This window comes from Mesorhizobium sp. M0244 (assembly GCF_040321795.1).
In the GTDB taxonomy this organism is placed as follows: Bacteria; Pseudomonadota; Alphaproteobacteria; order Rhizobiales; family Rhizobiaceae; genus Mesorhizobium.
Window position 1 is genome coordinate 1 of the sequence record NZ_JAMYSE010000074.1, and the last position, 15,611, is coordinate 15,611.

The window sequence follows — 15,611 nt, forward strand, 5'->3', positions numbered from 1 at the left end:
CCACCTACGGGCGGCTGTGCTCGACTTACGGGCGGCTGTGCTCGACGCAGGGGGGGGGCCTGCTGCGCCAACCCCCGCCGCCCGCTTCGCGGGCACCTCCCCCTCAAGGGGGGAGGATTGCGGCCGCTGCGCCAGCAGGCGCAGCCACATGTATTGGGCGGTGTTGGTGTCCTGGTATTCGTCGACGAGGATGTATTTGAAGCGCTTGTGGTATTCCTTCAGCACATCCGGATTGGCGCGGAAGATGCGGATCGGGTGGCAGAGCAGGTCGCCGAAGTCGCAGGCGTTCAGCGTCTGCAGCCGCTCCTGATAGGCCTTGTAGAGCTCGCGGCCCTTGCCGTTGGCGAATGCACGGGCGTCGCCCTCGGGGATGTCGGCGGGGCCAAGGCCCTTGTTCTTCCAGCCGTCGATCATCTGGGCGAACTGCTTGGCCGGCCAGCGCTTGTCGTCCAGCCCTTCGGCCTGGATGAGCTGCTTGATCAGGCGCACGACGTCGTCAGTGTCGAGAATGGTGAAGTCGGATTTGAGCCCGGCCAGCTCGGCATGTCGGCGGAGCAGCTTGACGCCGATCGAGTGGAAGGTGCCGAGCCACGGCATGCCCTCGACATTGCCTTCGCCGATCAACAGGCCGATGCGCTGCTTCATCTCGCGCGCCGCCTTGTTGGTGAAGGTGACGGCGAGGATCTGCGAGGGGAAGGCTTTGCCGGTGGCAAGGATGTGGGCGATGCGGGTGGTCAAGACACGCGTCTTGCCGGTGCCGGCGCCGGCCAGCACAAGGACCGGGCCTTCGGTGGTTTCCACCGCCAGCCGCTGCTCGGGGTTGAGGCCGTTGAGATAATCGGGCGCGTTGTTTTGATTGCTGCGGGCAGCCATGGCGCGCGCGGCAATGCCCGACGGGGCCACGGGCCGCGCGTTCGGTTCGTCAAAAAAGGGCATGTCTTCCGAAAAGCCGGACATCTCCCCCCGAATGTAGTGATTCGGCAGGGAAAGGCCAGAAGTGTCTCCGTTTTGTTCCGGCAAAGCACCTGAACGGTGTGATACCCGCCTGCTCAGGCCTTGCGGTAACCAAGCGCGACGAACAATCGGTGTCCGAACGAGCGCGCTTCCACTGCCATCACCGCGCTCAGAGCAGTCAGCATCTGATCGTAGTAGTGGTGTCCGGCGGACGACGCCAGGAATGTCGAATAAAGTTTGAGCTCTTCAAGCGGCAGATCCCTGTATGTGTAGGCAGCACTTTCCATGACGTTTTTTTCGATTGTCTGACGAACTTTTGCGTATTGCCGATGCACCAGAGCCATGATCTGGTCATCCGGGAGGGGTTTTCCTGCCGCTCCCAGTACGCCAGAAAACATCGCGTAGCCTATATTCAGCGCCATTGCTTCTCCCGTGTCGACGGCGCTGATGTCATCCATGATCTTCCTGTACAATTCGAGACGGACCGGATCCTTGGATGGAAGCTCGGCGAGGATGCGTTTGCCGTCTGTCCTCTTGCTTTCCTTACCTTCAGAACCAGACGATTGAATTTCCAGAGCGGTCACGCGTTTGCCCAAAGCCGAAGCGTAGAACGTGGCAAGATCGGACAGATCGGCAGCGGCCAGCTTGTCCGCCATCTGCGATTCGACGGCCGTCTCCATTCTGGCGCCGTCAAAGGAGCCTTCCATCGCAGCCGACCAGGCTTCATGGAAATTTTTCGACAGGGGTTCCGGTATGGACTTTATGCCATTGGCGATATTGGGACCAATGCCCATCAGCATCTCATGAAAACCGTTTGCCCTGTTGATCTCGCCGATCGTCTGTGCCGGCGCGGCCACTGTCGCGGCGACCAGGCCGAGGAGGAGAGCACACACGACAAGCACTGCTCGCGTCGTAGGCACAAGGAATGACGTCACTCTGGTTGCTCCAAGGTTTCGGTGGCTCAAGGCAGATTGCTGGAAAATCTGGATACCGGCAAGGTGAGATCGCTACTTTAGCGTGTGGCCTCGAATTTGCCATTAAGCGTGAAAATCAGCAGCGTCCTCGTTGGTCCGATCATGGATTGCTTCGAGCTCGCTTGACACGCAAGGCGGGCCGGAGAAAGTTGTGCTCGGGGCAGGAGCGCAATGCCGGGTTGCCCATGGACGCGTCGCGGAGCACACCAGTCGAAGGAGCACCGTCTTGGCTGTCGTTATCACCTCCCTGATCCTTTTCCTCATCGGCCTGGCGCTTGGCGGCGGCGGCATCTGGCTCGTGACGCTGGGCGGCAGCTGGTATTACGTCATCGCCGGTATGGCTTTCCTTGTCGCCGCCTGGCTGCTCTACAGGCGCAGATCCACGGCGCTGTGGCTCTACGCGGCGATCGTGCTCGGCACGCTCGCCTGGGCTGTCTGGGAAACCGGCTTCGACTGGTGGGAGCTAGGCCCGCGCGGCGGCATTATCGTGCTTGTCGCGCTGTGGCTGTTGACGCCATGGGCGCGGCGCGGGCTTACCGGTCCCGACGGACGCGCGCCGCTGATCCTCGCGGTGCTGGCATCGCTCGGCGTCGCCGGTTATTCGATGACGACCGATCCGAAGGATATTGCCGGCCAACTCAACACCGACAAGGTGACGCCGACGGCCGATCTCGGCGGCAACGTGCCGGCCGGCGAATGGCACTATTACGGTCGCACGCAATATGGCCAGCGCTATTCGCCGCTCGACCAGATCACCCCGGAAAACGTCGCCAATCTGCAGCCGGCCTGGACCTATCAGACCGGCGACGTGAAAGGGCCCGACGACATCGGCGAGACGACCTATCAGGTGACGCCGCTGAAGATTGCCGACACGCTCTACATCTGCACGCCGCATAATTTCGCGATCGCCATCGATGCCGCGAGCGGCAAGGAGAAATGGCGCTTCGATCCACAGGTCAAGCTCAACAAGGACCGCCAGCACCAGACCTGCCGCGGCGTGTCCTATTATGCCGACGCCAAGACCGCCGCTGGCCAGCCCTGCGCCACACGCATCTATCTGCCGACATCCGACGCCCGACTGATCGCGCTCGACGCCGCGAATGGCCAGGTCTGTCCGACATTTGCCGAAACCGGCACGCTGAACCTGCTCGCCAACATGCCATATCCGAAGCCGGGCTATTATTATTCGACGTCGGCGCCGCTGATCGTCGCCAACAAGATCATCGTCGGCGGCGCGGTCAACGACAATTATTCGACCGAGGAGCCGTCCGGTGTCATTCGTGCCTTTGACGTCGACACAGGCGCCTTGATTTGGAACTGGGATTCCGGCAATCCGGACCAGACGACGCCGCTGCCGCCCGGCCAGACCTATACCCACAACTCGCCCAACATGTGGTCGACGGCGAGCGCCGACGAGAAGCTCGGTCTGCTCTATGTGCCGCTCGGCAACAAGACGCCGGACCAGCTCGGCGCCGGGCGCAGCGCCAATGACGAGAAATTCTCCTCCTCGATCACCGCGCTCGACCTCAACAGTGGTCAATTGCGCTGGGTGCGGCAGACCGTGCATCACGATCTCTGGGACATGGACGTGCCGGCGCAGCCGACGCTGGTCGACATCACAACGGCTGGCGGCGTGGTGCCGGCGCTGGTCGGGCCGACCAAGCAGGGCGACCTCTACGTGCTCGACCGGCGCAGCGGCGAGCCGATCGTTCCGGTCAAGGAAGTGCCGGCACCGGGCGGCGCGATCGAGGGCGACCATACCTCGCCAACGCAGCCGGTCTCGGACCTGAGCTTCAATCCGAAGCCGCTGACCGGCGCCGACATGTGGGGCATCACCATGTTCGACCAGCTGGCCTGCCGGATCGAGCTCCGGAAGCTGCGCTATGAGGGCCGCTATACGCCCCCGTCGCTGCAAGGCTCACTGATCTATCCCGGCAATTTCGGCACCTTCAACTGGGGCGGCGCGGCAGTCGATCCGGTCCGGCAGGTAATGTTCGGCATGCCGACATACCTGGCGTTCATCTCCAAACTGGTGCCGCGCGCCGACGTGCCGCCGCCGGGCGATACCAAAGGCAGCGAACAGGGCCTCAACCGCAATGACGGTGCGCCTTACGCAGTGATATTGAAGCCGTTTCTGTCGCCGCTCGGCATTCCCTGCCAGGCGCCGCCCTGGGGCTATGTGGCGGGTGCCGATCTCCGGACCGGCAAGATCGTCTACAAGCACCGCAACGGCACCGTCTACGACATGACGCCGCTGCCGCTGCCATTCAAGGTCGGCGTGCCCGGCATTGGCGGGCCGATGATCACCGCCGGCGGCGTCGCCTTCCTCGGTGCGGCGGTCGACGACTATGTGCGCGCTTACGACCTGACGACCGGCAAGCAGCTCTGGCAGGCGCGGCTGCCGGCGGGCGGGCAGTCGACGCCGATGACCTACACGGTAGCCGACGGACGCCAGTTCGTCGTCATCGTTGCCGGCGGCCACGGCTCGGTCGGCACCAAGCCGGGTGATTATGTGATGGCTTATACGCTGCCGAAGTAGAAGGTCCTTCAGAGCCCGAGATGCCCTTTCAGGTCGGGTACCGATGCAAGTACCTCATTGGTCAGCTGCGGGCCGGCGGCTGTCTCGGCCTGCTGGACCAGCATCGTGCCGGCCTGGCTGATCTGTGCGAGAGTAAGGCCTGACGCCTTGAGTATGGCGACGCCGTTGATCAGCGCGCCGGTCTTTTCGCCGAGAGCGCCGCCGAGCGCGCCCTCCAGCGACGACAGGAGGCCACCGCCGGAAGCCGCGCCGGGAGCCATGACATCATATTGCTTGGCCAGGGCCTCGGCGCCCGGAATCTTGGCGAAGAAGCTGGACAGGGTCGTGCCTTCCGCCTCGTGTTCGAGCACCGAGAAAATCGTGCCGGCGATTTTTTCGGTCAAGGCCTGGTTGAGACCGGCCTTCTGGGAGACGGTGTTGATGATGTCCTGAACGTCCATGATATTCCTCAGCCTTTGCTGATTGTGGGGCGGTGCCGGTTGCCGCGGGCCTTGACCATCGATCGTCTAGCGGCGGTGATCCGCAGCGCCAGCAAAGCCATAGCGGCGAGTGCGAACCCACTTGCCAGAAGCGGGGAGGGAAAGGTCATGGGCGTAATTCCTCGTCGTCAATCAGGCATTCTTTCCTCGCCAAATGGCGCGAGCGAGGCCTCCCTGGTAAGTTTGTTTTATATGGTGGTGCGTGCATTTAGAATTGCCACAAATGACCGAAATTTAATGACAGCGCCGCGCGGGGCATCACGGCCATCGTGCAGGGACTTATGGCAGCCCTCACTCAGCCGTGACTGGACCGGGCAAGCTTCGGCACTATGTTGCCGCGGGGGGCGATGCCCGATGCCCGAGGAGCGCGCGCCATGACAACACCTGCCGGCCCCGCCAAGCCTGCCATCACCCAGGCGATGATCGATGCCTATGACGAATACACGCATCTGACGCTCGACCGGCGGCGCTTCATGGAGCAGTTGACCAGGCTTGCCGGATCGGGTGCGGCAGCGGCCGCGATCGCGCCGCTGCTGACGGCGAATTCGGCCCAGGCGGCAATCGTCGCGGAAGACGATCCGCGCGTGAAAGGCGAGGACATCAGCTATCCGGGCAGCGGCGGCGAGATGAAGGGCTATCTGGTCAAGCCGGCGGATCAGACCGGTAAGCTCGGCACGGTCATCGTCGTGCATGAAAACCGGGGGCTCAACCCGCATATCCGCGATGTGGCGCGGCGCGTTGCGCTGGAAGGCTTCGTGGCGCTTGCGCCGGACTTCATGACGCCGCTCGGCGGCACGCCGGACGATGAAAACAGGGCGCGTGACCTGTTTTCGCAGCTCGATCCAGCACAGGTCTCCGCCAATGCAGTCGCAACGATCGCCTACCTCAAGCGAGACAAGGACGGCAACGGCAAGGTCGGCGCCGTCGGCTTCTGCTGGGGCGGCGGCACGGTAAACATGCTGGCCGTCAACGCACCGGATCTTGCCGCCGCCGTCGCCTATTACGGCATGCAGCCGAAGGCCGAGGACGTGCCGAAGATCAAGGCGCCGCTTATGCTGCACTATGCCGGGCTCGACACCCGCACCAATGCGGGCATCGACGCCTTCAAGAAGGAACTCGACGCGGCTCATGTCGAATATTCAGTCTATGTCTATGAAGGCGCCAACCATGCCTTCAACAATGACACATCGGCGGCCCGCTATGACAAGAAGGCGGCTGACCTCGCCTGGGGGCGGACGATCGCCTTCCTCAAGGAGAAGCTGGCCTGATCAGGCGGGCGCCGGCGCCGGTTTGTGAAAGGCGACGCCGGCCACCACCAAGGCGATGCCGAGACAGTCGGTGAGGCTCGGCACCTGCCGCAGCACAATGACGCCGATCAACGTTGCGGTGACCGGCAGTAATGACAGCATCAGCGCGAAGCTGGAGCGCGGCAGCCGCGACATGGCAAGCTGGTCGCAAATGTAGGGAATGACGGACGAGCAGATGCCGACGCCGACCGCCGCAAGCAGCAGCGGCGGCGCCGAGAACGCCGGCAGTGCATCGCTAAACCCGATCGGCAGAACGATGAAAAGGGCGACCGCCATGGCGGCACCCAGTCCCGCGATGCCATTGCCGGCGCCGGCGCGCGCGACGCGGTGGCCGAGCACGATATAGAAGACGAACAGCGCCCCGTTGAGGAAGGCCCAGAACAGGCCGACAGGATCGCTCGACCATTTGACGTCTATCAGCAGCAAGGTTCCGGCGAGCGCGACGGCAAGGGCGGCGAGATTGCGCGGGCTTCTGAGGCCGACAAGCGCGACGCCGATGGTGCCGACGAATTCGATAGCCGCCACCAGCGAGATCGGCAAGCGGTCAAGCGCTAGGTAGAACGAGCAATTCATCACGCCAAGGCAGACGCCGAAGGCCAGAAGCAACAACCGCGTCGAGCGATCAGCGCGGGTGAAGACCGCCCATGGCCGGGTCAGCGGGGCAAAGACAAGCGCAGCGGTGGCGATGCGCAGCCACGCCATGCCGAGCACGCGGACATGCGGGAAAAGCAGCACCGCGAAGGCCGGTCCGAGATAGTGGAACACGGCGCTGACGCCGAACCAGAGATGCGGCGGCACCGAGTTTGCCAAGGTAAAGGCGGGGCCGGCGAGTGCCGGACTTGCCGCGGGGGCTTGCGTCCGATCTTCCATGGGATCAGTATCGCAGGCAACTTTTTCGATTTACATGGATGATGGCCGGGCGCTGTGGCTATTTCCTTTCCGAAAGCAAGGAGCTGTCCGCTGAAACGCCTTCGAAATGAAAATCCCGATCTGGATGCGGCGGACCTGAAAATCCTGCGCGTGCTGGAAAAGGACGCGCGCACCAGCATTGCCGAACTGGCGCGATCGGTCGGCCTGTCGGCGCCGAGCGTCGCCGAGCGCATCAAGCGGCTGCAGGAAAGCGGCGTGATCGAGGCCTATACGGTGCGCATCAATCCGGCCGCGCTCGGCATGAAATTGTCGGCATGGCTGCGGATCAGGCCGGTGCCGGGGCAATTGGCTGTCGTGGCCGAGATCATCCGTGAGCTGCCGGAAATCGCCCAATGCGACCGGGTGACCGGCGAGGACTGTTTCATCGCGCTGGCGCATGTCGGCTCGGTGGCCGAACTCGAACGGGTGATCGACCGGATCATTCCCTATGCGATGACCAACACGGCGATCATCCAGTCGTCGCCTGTCGTGGCGCGCTCGCCGCTTGGGGCGGTGAAACGGCTGCCTTGATGTGGAGGGAATGAAGGTCCCGTCAGGCGTGGCCGCGCTTCATCCGCGCTTGCTTCAGGATGGCGCGCCAGCGGATCATGGCAAAAGGGATCGGCTCGTTGTTGTTGGCGATGTGGAAGATCTCGTTGTTGAGGTTCTTCAGCGAGCGCCAGAAATCATAATCGGTAATGCGTGGGTCAGCCGCCAGCCTGTCCGCCTCGACCTTGATGTCGGTTTTCATGCACGTTCCCCGAACCGCTTTCGCCCCGCCGCCCGTATCGCAATTCGATGCGGATGGTTTTCCAACGCCGCGCTGAGTCGTTCAACGCCTCAATTCGGCTTGTTCACGTTAAAACCTTGGTAAGGTTAACGGCGGTCTGACGGCGGTTCAAGCGTCTTGCGACGAATGCCGATCGAACGGCCGGCGCGCTCCGGCATCGGCAGCGCCGCATGGGCGGCGCGCATCGCTTCAACCTTGGCCAGAACGTCGGCGGGGAAGGGCGCCACCTTCGGGCCTGACATGTCGACATGCAGCGACAGCGTTTCGGACGTGGCGGCGAGCCAGCCGTCGAGATGGCGGATTTCCTGATAGGCCCTCAGCCGCTTCTCGTCATGGTCCAGCAGCTGGAAGGAGACCGTGACCTTGTGATCGAGATGCAGCTCCTGGACGTAGCAGACATGGACTTCCGCCGTGTAGATGGTGAGCCGCCGTTCTTTCACATAATCCGGCCCCATCCCCATCATCTCGAAGGCTTCGTCGGAGCAGCGGTCGAACAGCACGTTGTAGTACGCCATGTTGAGATGGCCGTTGTAGTCGATCCAGGCCTCCTCGATGTCCATGGCGTGAGAGACGAAAGGGGCTGGGATGGGCATCGGAAACTTCCTCATCGTCATGCTGAAACGAGCGTGGACTGGACAGAGCGTGGTTGGTGAGACTACGCATCCCTAGATGCATAACAAGGGTGGACGCTGGTCCATTCGCGGAGGAATCGATGGCTCTAAGCGACCTCAACCCGGTCGAGCGCAACGAAGAAGGCATCGCCGCCGTGCTCGGCATCCTCAAGCAGCGGCTCGGCGAGCGATTCCAGACCGGCCAGGCGATCCGCGCCCAGCACGCGCATACCACCACCTACATTCCGACCCAGGCGCCGGACGGCGTCGCCTTTGCCGAGACGACGGCGGAGGTGCAGGAAATCGTGCGCGCGTGCGCGGCACATCGTGTGCCGGTGATCGCCTTTGGCGTCGGTTCCTCGCTGGAAGGCCACACCAATGCGCCGGGCGGCGGCATCTCGCTCGATACCTCACGGATGAACCGCATCATCGCGGTCAATCCGCAGGACCTCGATTGCACCGTCGAGCCCGGCGTGACGCGTGAGGACCTCAACCGGTATCTGCGCGACACCGGCCTCTTCTTTCCAATCGACCCGGGCGCCAACGCTTCGCTCGGCGGCATGGCGGCGACGCGGGCGTCGGGCACCAACGCCGTGCGCTACGGCACGATGCGCGAAAACGTCCTGTCGCTGACCGCAGTGATGGCCGACGGCGAGGCGGTAACCACCGGCAATCGCGCGAAAAAGAGCTCGGCCGGCTACGATCTGACACGGCTGCTGATCGGCTCGGAAGGCACGCTCGGCATCATTACCCAGCTGACCTTGAAGCTGCAGGGCATTCCGCAGGCGATTTCGGGCGGCGTCTGCCCATTTCCCAGTGTCGAGGCGGCCTGCAATGCGGTGATCGCGACCATCCAGATGGGCATTCCGGTGGCACGCATCGAATTGGTCAACGCGCTGCAGATGCGGGCGATGAAGACCTATTCCAAGCTCGATTATCCGGAGAGCCCGTGCCTGTTCGTCGAGTTCCACGGCAGCGATGCCGGCGTCGCCGAGCAGGCCGAAACCTTCGGCATGATCGCCGAGGAAAATGGCGGCGGTCCGTTCCTGTGGACCAGCGTCGCCGAAGAGCGGACGAAATTGTGGAAGGCCAGGCACGATGCCTACTGGTCGTCGCTGACGCTGCGGCCGGGCGCCAAGGGATTGTCGACCGATGTCTGCGTGCCGATCTCGCGCTTTGCCGAATGTGTCACCGAGACCGAGGCGGACATCGCCGAGATGGGCCTGATCGCGCCGATCGTCGGCCATGCCGGCGACGGCAATTTCCATGTGCTGGTGCTGATGGACGTGGACGATCCGAAGGAGATCGCGCTGGCGGAAAAATTCGTCGCGCGGCTCAATATGAGGGCCATCGCCATGGACGGCACCTGCACCGGCGAGCATGGCATAGGGCAAGGCAAGATCGGCTTCCTGCGGCATGAACTCGGCCATGGCGTCGACATCATGCGCACGATCAAGCAGGCGCTCGACCCGCTGAACATCATGAACCCAGGCAAGATATTGCCGGCAGTTGGGCAATAGCGGCGATGGCCGCAGCCGAGGCACTTCTGCCCATCGAAGCACCGCCTCTTTCTGCCGGTGCACCACTACCTCACGTCTTCGCCGACGAAGACAAGTTGCTGGTCGCCTATATCGTCAACATGAGAGACCCGTCATTCGATGGGACGAATCCGCGCTCAGTTTCGCCTGTAACCAACGGCCAATCGGTTGCGATCCTGACGGCAAAGCCTTGTCTGGCACTTCAATTCGGCCTGCCGAACGATGAGGCCTTGAGCGGCCATCGGCTCTACCAACTGGGCCTGCAACCCTATGCTGCATTCGAGGTACTCAACTCGTCATGGATCGGTTCGCTTGAACGGGCAAATCGAGTTCACAGTTCTCATCAGCCAGAGCTGTTTTCTGGCTATCGGCACTTCATCTTCACCTTCCACGACTCGACGCTTGAATTTGTCGCGGAGAGCTTTTCGATGAGCCGTCGCGACGGATCGGTTCTGACCTCGTTGATGGAGGCCGTCAGTCCTCGCGCCTCGGCGCCGCAAGGCAAACGAAGATGGCTTCTCGACAGGCTTTGGCGACGCGGCTGATCCGCTGGCCCGGGTCAGCCTTGACCGCACTAGCCATTTGGTCGGAGACTCCGGACGTCGCCAGGGCCTGAAACCGGGCAGACGTGGTAAACGGAGGAGCGAGCAACATGGCGATTTCACGCAAGGAAGAGGCTCGGGCGCTGAGCGCCGACGAACATGCTCTCGTCGAGAAGTCGCACCATCCAGCGGTACAGCATCTTGCCGACGCCGAACTCGCCAGCTTGGTCAAGCTCCTAAGGGAGCGGCGCGACAAGGCCCAGACCGAGGCGCATCGCCGCCGCCGCGAAATGCGCGGCAAAGGTGCGCCAAAGGGCGCCGGCGCCTCGAAGGCCGATGAAGGTTCGCAGTTGAAGCTGGCGGTTCTGGCGATGACCATGCGGCGGCTCAATGGCGAGGCTGAACGCCGCCGCCAGTTGGCGGCGCGTGTTTCGCTGGTCGAGAATGCACGCAAGGCGCTGTCCATGAAGCAAGGCGCTGCGGCGGACGGTCCCGAGTTCAACACGCGCACCGCGCACAAAGGCATGCGCGCGATCGTGAGCCGGCGGCCTGAGAATCTGATCCGGCCGATGGAACTCGGCCGGCAGCGGCAGGCGGCAAAGGTGGCGCAAGCAAAGCGCGACGCGCGCTGAGTTTTCTTGGCTGTCTTCTTTTGCTCTGGAAGCCCGTCTGGCGGGAATTGCCTCTTTATCGACACGCTGATGCGGATAGAGTGCGGCTGACTTTCAATCAACCGCTTCGGAGTTCATGCTCGCACGCCTGTTCGTGATCTTCGGTGGGCTTCTCGTGCTGGTGCTGTGTGCGGCGCTGGTGGTGCCGTACTTTGTCGACTGGACGGGTTGCCGCGCCGATTTCGAGCGCGAGGCGAGTGCGGTCCTGGGCCGCAAGGTGACCGTGCAAGGCGATGCAACGGCGAGGCTGTTGCCGTTTCCCTCGCTGACGTTCTCGAACGTCGCCGTTGCCGGTGGCCCCAACGGCCAGCCGGCGATGACCGTCGAAACCTTTTCGATGGATGCCGAACTGGCGCCATTCCTGCGCGGCGAGGTGCTGATCTTCGACATGCGGCTGGTGCGGCCGAAGGCGACGATCGACATCGCCGCCGACGGCACCGTCGATTGGACGATGCGGCCGTCCTCGCCCTTCGATCCCGGCCAGATCTCCATCGAGAAGCTGACGGTGACGGAAGGACAGATCGCGCTCAGCCACGCCGCAGGCGGGCGCAGCCATCTTATTTCCGAGATCAACTCGACGATCTCGGCCAAGTCGCTGGCCGGCCCCTGGCGGCTGGACGGCTCGCTGTTGCTGGACGGGTTGCGGACCACGATCGCCGCTTCCACCGGCAAGGCTGAACCGGACGGGCAAATGCGGCTCAGGCTCAAAGCCGATCCGGATGCCTATCCGCTGGTCATCGAGACCGACGGAAATGTGGGCCTCGTCGAGGGCGCCGCCGTCTATTCGGGTCAGTTCAAGATATCGGGTGCAGACCGGGCTGCGGCGCAGTCGCGCGGCACCGACGGCGAGGCGCTGAAAGTCAGCGCCGGCAAACCGGACCCAGGCTTCAGGCTGAACGGCAAGTTTTCGCTCGACCACCAGAAGCTCGGCGTCGACGAATTCCGCTTCGAGACCGGACCGCTCGACAATCCCTATACCGCCGACGGCAAGGCTGCGGTCGACCTTGGGCTGAAACCGCGCTTTGCGATCGAGGCCAATGGCGCGCAGGTGCAGTTCGACGAGGCCGTGGGGGCGGCGGCCGGTGCCGGACTGACGCTGTCCGAGCGGGTGGCGGCGCTGGAGGAGGCGCTGCTCGATCTGCCGAAACCGACCATACCGGGCACGGTCGAGGTGAAACTGCCGGCGGTGGTGGCAGGCGACACGACGGTTCGCGACGTGCATCTGTCCGCCGAACCGGCCGAGGGCGGCTGGGCGGTGAAATCGCTGGCCGCCACGCTGCCCGGTCGCGCCAAGCTGGAAGCCAATGGCATGGTCAGCGTCGAGGACCATTTTGGTTTCACCGGATCGCTGCTTCTGGCGGTGGCGCAGCCCTCCGGCTTTGCCGCATGGCTGTCGAAGGACGTCGACGAGGCGATCCGCCGTTTGCCAGCCGCCGGCTTCAAGGCCAAGGTCGACTTGAGTGAAAAACACCAGGCCTTCAGCGATCTCGAACTCATCCTCGGCAAGGCGAAGTTCTCCGGCCGCATCGATTCCAGCCAGCCCGACGACACAAGGCCATCGGTGCTGATGCAACTGGAAGGTGGCGAACTCGACGTTGATGGGCTCGCCGCCTTCGCCTCGATCTTCGTCAGCGACAAGGGCGCCAACCGCTTTTCCGACCGCGACCTCGATTTCCAGATCAAGGCCGGGCCGGTCAGCGCCGGCGGGCTGACCGCCGATAGCGTCGACACCGCGCTGAGGTTGCGCGACGGACTGCTTGAGATCGACCGGCTATCGGTCGGCGGGCTTGCCGGCGCCTCGATCAGCGCCACCGGACGGATCAAGGATTTCCCGGCGAGCCCGACCGGCAAGCTCGACGCCTCGGTGGTCGCCGTCGACCTCAAGCCGCTGATCGACGTCGCCGCCCAGCATTATCCGGATAATGCAGTGCTGAAGTGGCTTGCGGAGCGTGCTGCTGCCTATCCCGAGCTGTTCCAGGATGCGCGTATCGACGCGGTCACGAGTGCGGCAGACAATGGCGACGGTACGACGGGACTGGCAATGAGCGCACAGGGCAAGGCCGGTGGTTCGGCCTTTTCGGCGTCGCTATCCGGCAAAGGTGCGCTCGACCGGCCTCTCGAAGCGCCGGTGACGCTGACCTTCAACGCCCGGAACGCCGACGCCACCGCGCTTCTGGCGCTTTACGGGTTGCCGGCGTTGCCACTCGGCATGCTCGGAGAGGCGACCACCGAGGTCTCGGCCAAAGGCACGCTTGGCGGCGGCCTGGCGACACGCTTCAGCCTCGCCGGCAACGACTTCAAGGCTGGTTTCGACGGGACAATTGCCGAGACGCCTCAGGGCGCGGCCGCCAAGGGCAAAGTCAGCGTTGAAGCGGCCGATATCGAACCATGGCTGATGACGACCGGCGTCGGGCTGCCAGGCATGGGGACCGGCATGTCGACGTCACTTGCGGCCGATGCCGACTACGGCAATGGCCTGCTGGTGCTGAGCGGCCTCAGCGGCGCCGTCAACGAGGCGGCGGTTTCCGGTGACGTCAACATCGACGTCAAAGAGGGGCTGCCGCATCTTGCCGGCGCGCTGTCGCTGGACGAACTGGACCTCGATCCGATGGCGGTGATGCTGTTCGGTGACCAGGCCTTCCTTGCAAATGACGGGGCCTGGCCGACGGCACCGTTCAGCCAGAAGTCCAGCCTGCCATTTACCGCCGATCTCGATCTGGCGGCGGCGTCGCTTGCCGCCGGCCCGCTTGCCACCGCCTATGACGCAGCGCTGTCGCTGCAGCTCGACCAGGAAGGCATCCGCGTTTCCGACCTCAAGGCAAAGTTCCTCGGCGGCGCGCTGAGCGGCCTGTTCGAGCTTAAGAACAATGACGGCACCGGGCTTTTCTCCGGCCAGATGAAACTCGCCGGCGCCGATCTGGCAGCCGTGCTGCCGGGAGCTGGCATCAGCGGAAGCGGCGATTTCTCGACGGCGCTTTCGACCAGCGGCAAATCGGTCGACGCGATGGTCGCGGCGCTGTCCGGTTCCGGCACGGCGACGCTGAAGGGCATGACCATTGCCGGCATCAATCCCGATGCCTTTGCCGCCTTCATCGCCAAGGCCGACGCGATAGGGCGCGACATCGACGTGTCAAAGACTGCCGGCTTTGTGCCGCAGATCGCCGCGGCGGGCAGTTTTCCGGCGCAGGACACCGGTATTGCCTTCACGATCGCCGGCGGCACGCTGAGGGCGCCGCCGGTCAAATTCGAAAGCCCGGGCGCGACGCTGTCCGCCGACATCACCGCCGATCTGAGCACCGGCACCGTCGATGCCCAGGGCGAGATCGCCTACAGACCCGGCGACGAGGCGCTGGTCGGCTCCGAACCGATTTTGAATTTCAGCGTCGACGGGCCGTTCGGCGCCACCAAACGGCAGTTCGACAGCGAGCCGCTGGCGCAGTTCCTGACCCAGCGTGCGCTGGAAAAGGAGCAGCAGCGGGTCGAAGCCATGCAAGCCGCACTGCTCGAAAAACAAAGGCTGCGGCGTGAGGTGCGCTACTACGCTGCCTTGCAAACCGAGCGTGAAAGAGCCGCGGAGGAACTGCGCAAGCAGGAGGAAGCGGCGCGGCTGAAGGCTGAGGCCGACGCCAAGGCAAAGGCCGAAGCGGATGCGCAGGCCCAAGCCGAAGCGGAGGCGAGGGCGCAAGCTGAGGCCGAGGCGAAGGCTGAAGCGGACGCCAAGGCACAGGCGGATGCAGAGGCGAAGGCCGAAGCCGAGGCCGGGGCGAAAGCCGCGGCGGATGCAAAGGCCAAAGCGGATGCGGCGCAACAGGCTGCTGAGGAGGCAGCGCAGGCCGAAGAACAGCAACGCCAGAGGGCGGAAGAGGCGTTACGCATCGCCTCGGAAGAAAAGGCAAAGCTCGACGCCGAACGCAAGGCCGCGGCGGAGCAAGCGCAGAAAGCGGAACCGGCGCAGCCTCCGGTCAATGACAATCGGCCGCCAGCAGAAGCTGCGCCACCCAAGCTCGATCCCTCATCGATCGATAATTTGCTGAAGTCGCTGGGGGGAGGTTAGAGCGAACCCTTCATGCCGCGCTTGGCCCAGTCCAGCACATAGAGCCTGAGCGCCGAGGAGAGGTTCGCATTGCGCGGGCGGCTCTCGTCGATTTCGGCGACAAGGGCGGCGAGCGTCAATTTTCGCGCGGCCGCGATGGCGACCAGGTCGACGTAAAAAGGCTTTTCGAGCGAGTAGCTGGTGCGGTGGCCGCGAATGGTGACCGAGCGCTTTTCGACCGGGCTCACGCGACCCAACTCATAC

The 15,611-nt window shown here is 63.8% G+C and carries 15 protein-coding genes; 7 read left to right on the forward strand and 8 right to left on the reverse strand.

The window, feature by feature from the left end:
• On the reverse strand, positions 1–957 hold a 957-nt coding region (locus NKJ08_RS29300; protein WP_352784644.1), incomplete at its 3' end, for an ATP-dependent helicase.
• Positions 958–1,049: 92 nt separating this feature from the next.
• Positions 1,050–1,889 carry a DUF2059 domain-containing protein gene (locus NKJ08_RS29305; protein WP_352784646.1) on the reverse strand — a complete coding sequence of 280 codons (840 nt, stop codon included), beginning with the start codon at positions 1,887–1,889 and terminating at the stop codon, positions 1,050–1,052.
• 265 nt (positions 1,890–2,154) lie between these two features.
• On the opposite strand from NKJ08_RS29305, the gene NKJ08_RS29310 reads away from it, so the two are divergent.
• Positions 2,155–4,467, forward strand: a complete 2,313-nt coding sequence (locus NKJ08_RS29310; protein ID WP_352524351.1) for a glucose/quinate/shikimate family membrane-bound PQQ-dependent dehydrogenase — start codon at positions 2,155–2,157, stop codon at positions 4,465–4,467.
• Between the two features lie 8 nt (positions 4,468–4,475).
• Here NKJ08_RS29310 and NKJ08_RS29315 read toward each other — a convergent pair whose 3' ends face one another.
• Together NKJ08_RS29315 and NKJ08_RS29320 are read right to left on the reverse strand one after the other, a co-directional pair.
• Positions 4,476–4,907 carry a hypothetical protein gene (locus NKJ08_RS29315; RefSeq protein WP_352524353.1) on the reverse strand — a complete coding sequence of 144 codons (432 nt, stop codon included), beginning with the start codon at positions 4,905–4,907 and terminating at the stop codon, positions 4,476–4,478.
• Between the two features lie 8 nt (positions 4,908–4,915).
• Complete coding sequence (locus NKJ08_RS29320) at positions 4,916–5,056, reverse strand: hypothetical protein (RefSeq protein ID WP_352784648.1); 141 nt, start codon at positions 5,054–5,056, stop codon at positions 4,916–4,918.
• Between the two features lie 264 nt (positions 5,057–5,320).
• Between NKJ08_RS29320 and NKJ08_RS29325 the strand changes: the two genes are divergently transcribed.
• Positions 5,321–6,214: a dienelactone hydrolase family protein gene (locus NKJ08_RS29325; protein ID WP_352524354.1), complete on the forward strand. Its 894-nt coding sequence runs from the start codon at positions 5,321–5,323 to the stop codon at positions 6,212–6,214.
• On the opposite strand, the gene NKJ08_RS29330 is transcribed toward NKJ08_RS29325, so the two are convergent.
• Positions 6,215–7,123: an EamA family transporter gene (locus NKJ08_RS29330; RefSeq protein WP_352784651.1), complete on the reverse strand. Its 909-nt coding sequence runs from the start codon at positions 7,121–7,123 to the stop codon at positions 6,215–6,217. It abuts the gene before it with no gap.
• Positions 7,124–7,213: 90 nt separating this feature from the next.
• On the opposite strand from NKJ08_RS29330, the gene NKJ08_RS29335 reads away from it, so the two are divergent.
• Positions 7,214–7,693 carry an Lrp/AsnC family transcriptional regulator gene (locus tag NKJ08_RS29335; RefSeq protein ID WP_352524479.1) on the forward strand — a complete coding sequence of 160 codons (480 nt, stop codon included), beginning with the start codon at positions 7,214–7,216 and terminating at the stop codon, positions 7,691–7,693.
• Positions 7,694–7,715: 22 nt separating this feature from the next.
• On the opposite strand, the gene NKJ08_RS29340 is transcribed toward NKJ08_RS29335, so the two are convergent.
• Positions 7,716–7,913 (reverse strand): hypothetical protein, encoded by a 198-nt coding sequence (locus NKJ08_RS29340; RefSeq protein WP_023676715.1) that lies wholly within the window; start codon positions 7,911–7,913, stop codon positions 7,716–7,718.
• Between the two features lie 125 nt (positions 7,914–8,038).
• Positions 8,039–8,545, reverse strand: a complete 507-nt coding sequence (locus tag NKJ08_RS29345; protein ID WP_352524356.1) for a thioesterase family protein — start codon at positions 8,543–8,545, stop codon at positions 8,039–8,041.
• Positions 8,546–8,664: 119 nt separating this feature from the next.
• Here NKJ08_RS29345 and NKJ08_RS29350 point away from each other — a divergent pair, with 119 nt between their 5' ends.
• The 4 genes from NKJ08_RS29350 to NKJ08_RS29365 all read left to right on the forward strand — a co-directional run bounded on the left by NKJ08_RS29350 (position 8,665) and on the right by NKJ08_RS29365 (position 15,368).
• Positions 8,665–10,083, forward strand: a complete 1,419-nt coding sequence (locus tag NKJ08_RS29350) for an FAD-binding oxidoreductase (protein WP_352784654.1) — start codon at positions 8,665–8,667, stop codon at positions 10,081–10,083.
• Between the two features lie 5 nt (positions 10,084–10,088).
• Positions 10,089–10,646 carry a hypothetical protein gene (locus NKJ08_RS29355; RefSeq protein WP_352784657.1) on the forward strand — a complete coding sequence of 186 codons (558 nt, stop codon included), beginning with the start codon at positions 10,089–10,091 and terminating at the stop codon, positions 10,644–10,646.
• Between the two features lie 107 nt (positions 10,647–10,753).
• Positions 10,754–11,275, forward strand: coding sequence for a hypothetical protein (locus tag NKJ08_RS29360; protein WP_352482975.1), 522 nt, complete (start codon positions 10,754–10,756; stop codon positions 11,273–11,275).
• 115 nt (positions 11,276–11,390) lie between these two features.
• Positions 11,391–15,368: an AsmA family protein gene (locus NKJ08_RS29365; RefSeq protein WP_352784659.1), complete on the forward strand. Its 3,978-nt coding sequence runs from the start codon at positions 11,391–11,393 to the stop codon at positions 15,366–15,368.
• On the opposite strand, the gene NKJ08_RS29370 is transcribed toward NKJ08_RS29365, so the two are convergent.
• Positions 15,365–15,595 (reverse strand): ribbon-helix-helix domain-containing protein, encoded by a 231-nt coding sequence (locus tag NKJ08_RS29370; RefSeq protein ID WP_352524365.1) that lies wholly within the window; start codon positions 15,593–15,595, stop codon positions 15,365–15,367. The two genes, NKJ08_RS29365 and NKJ08_RS29370, sit on opposite strands and share 4 nt — an antisense overlap.
• Positions 15,596–15,611 lie beyond the last annotated feature (16 nt).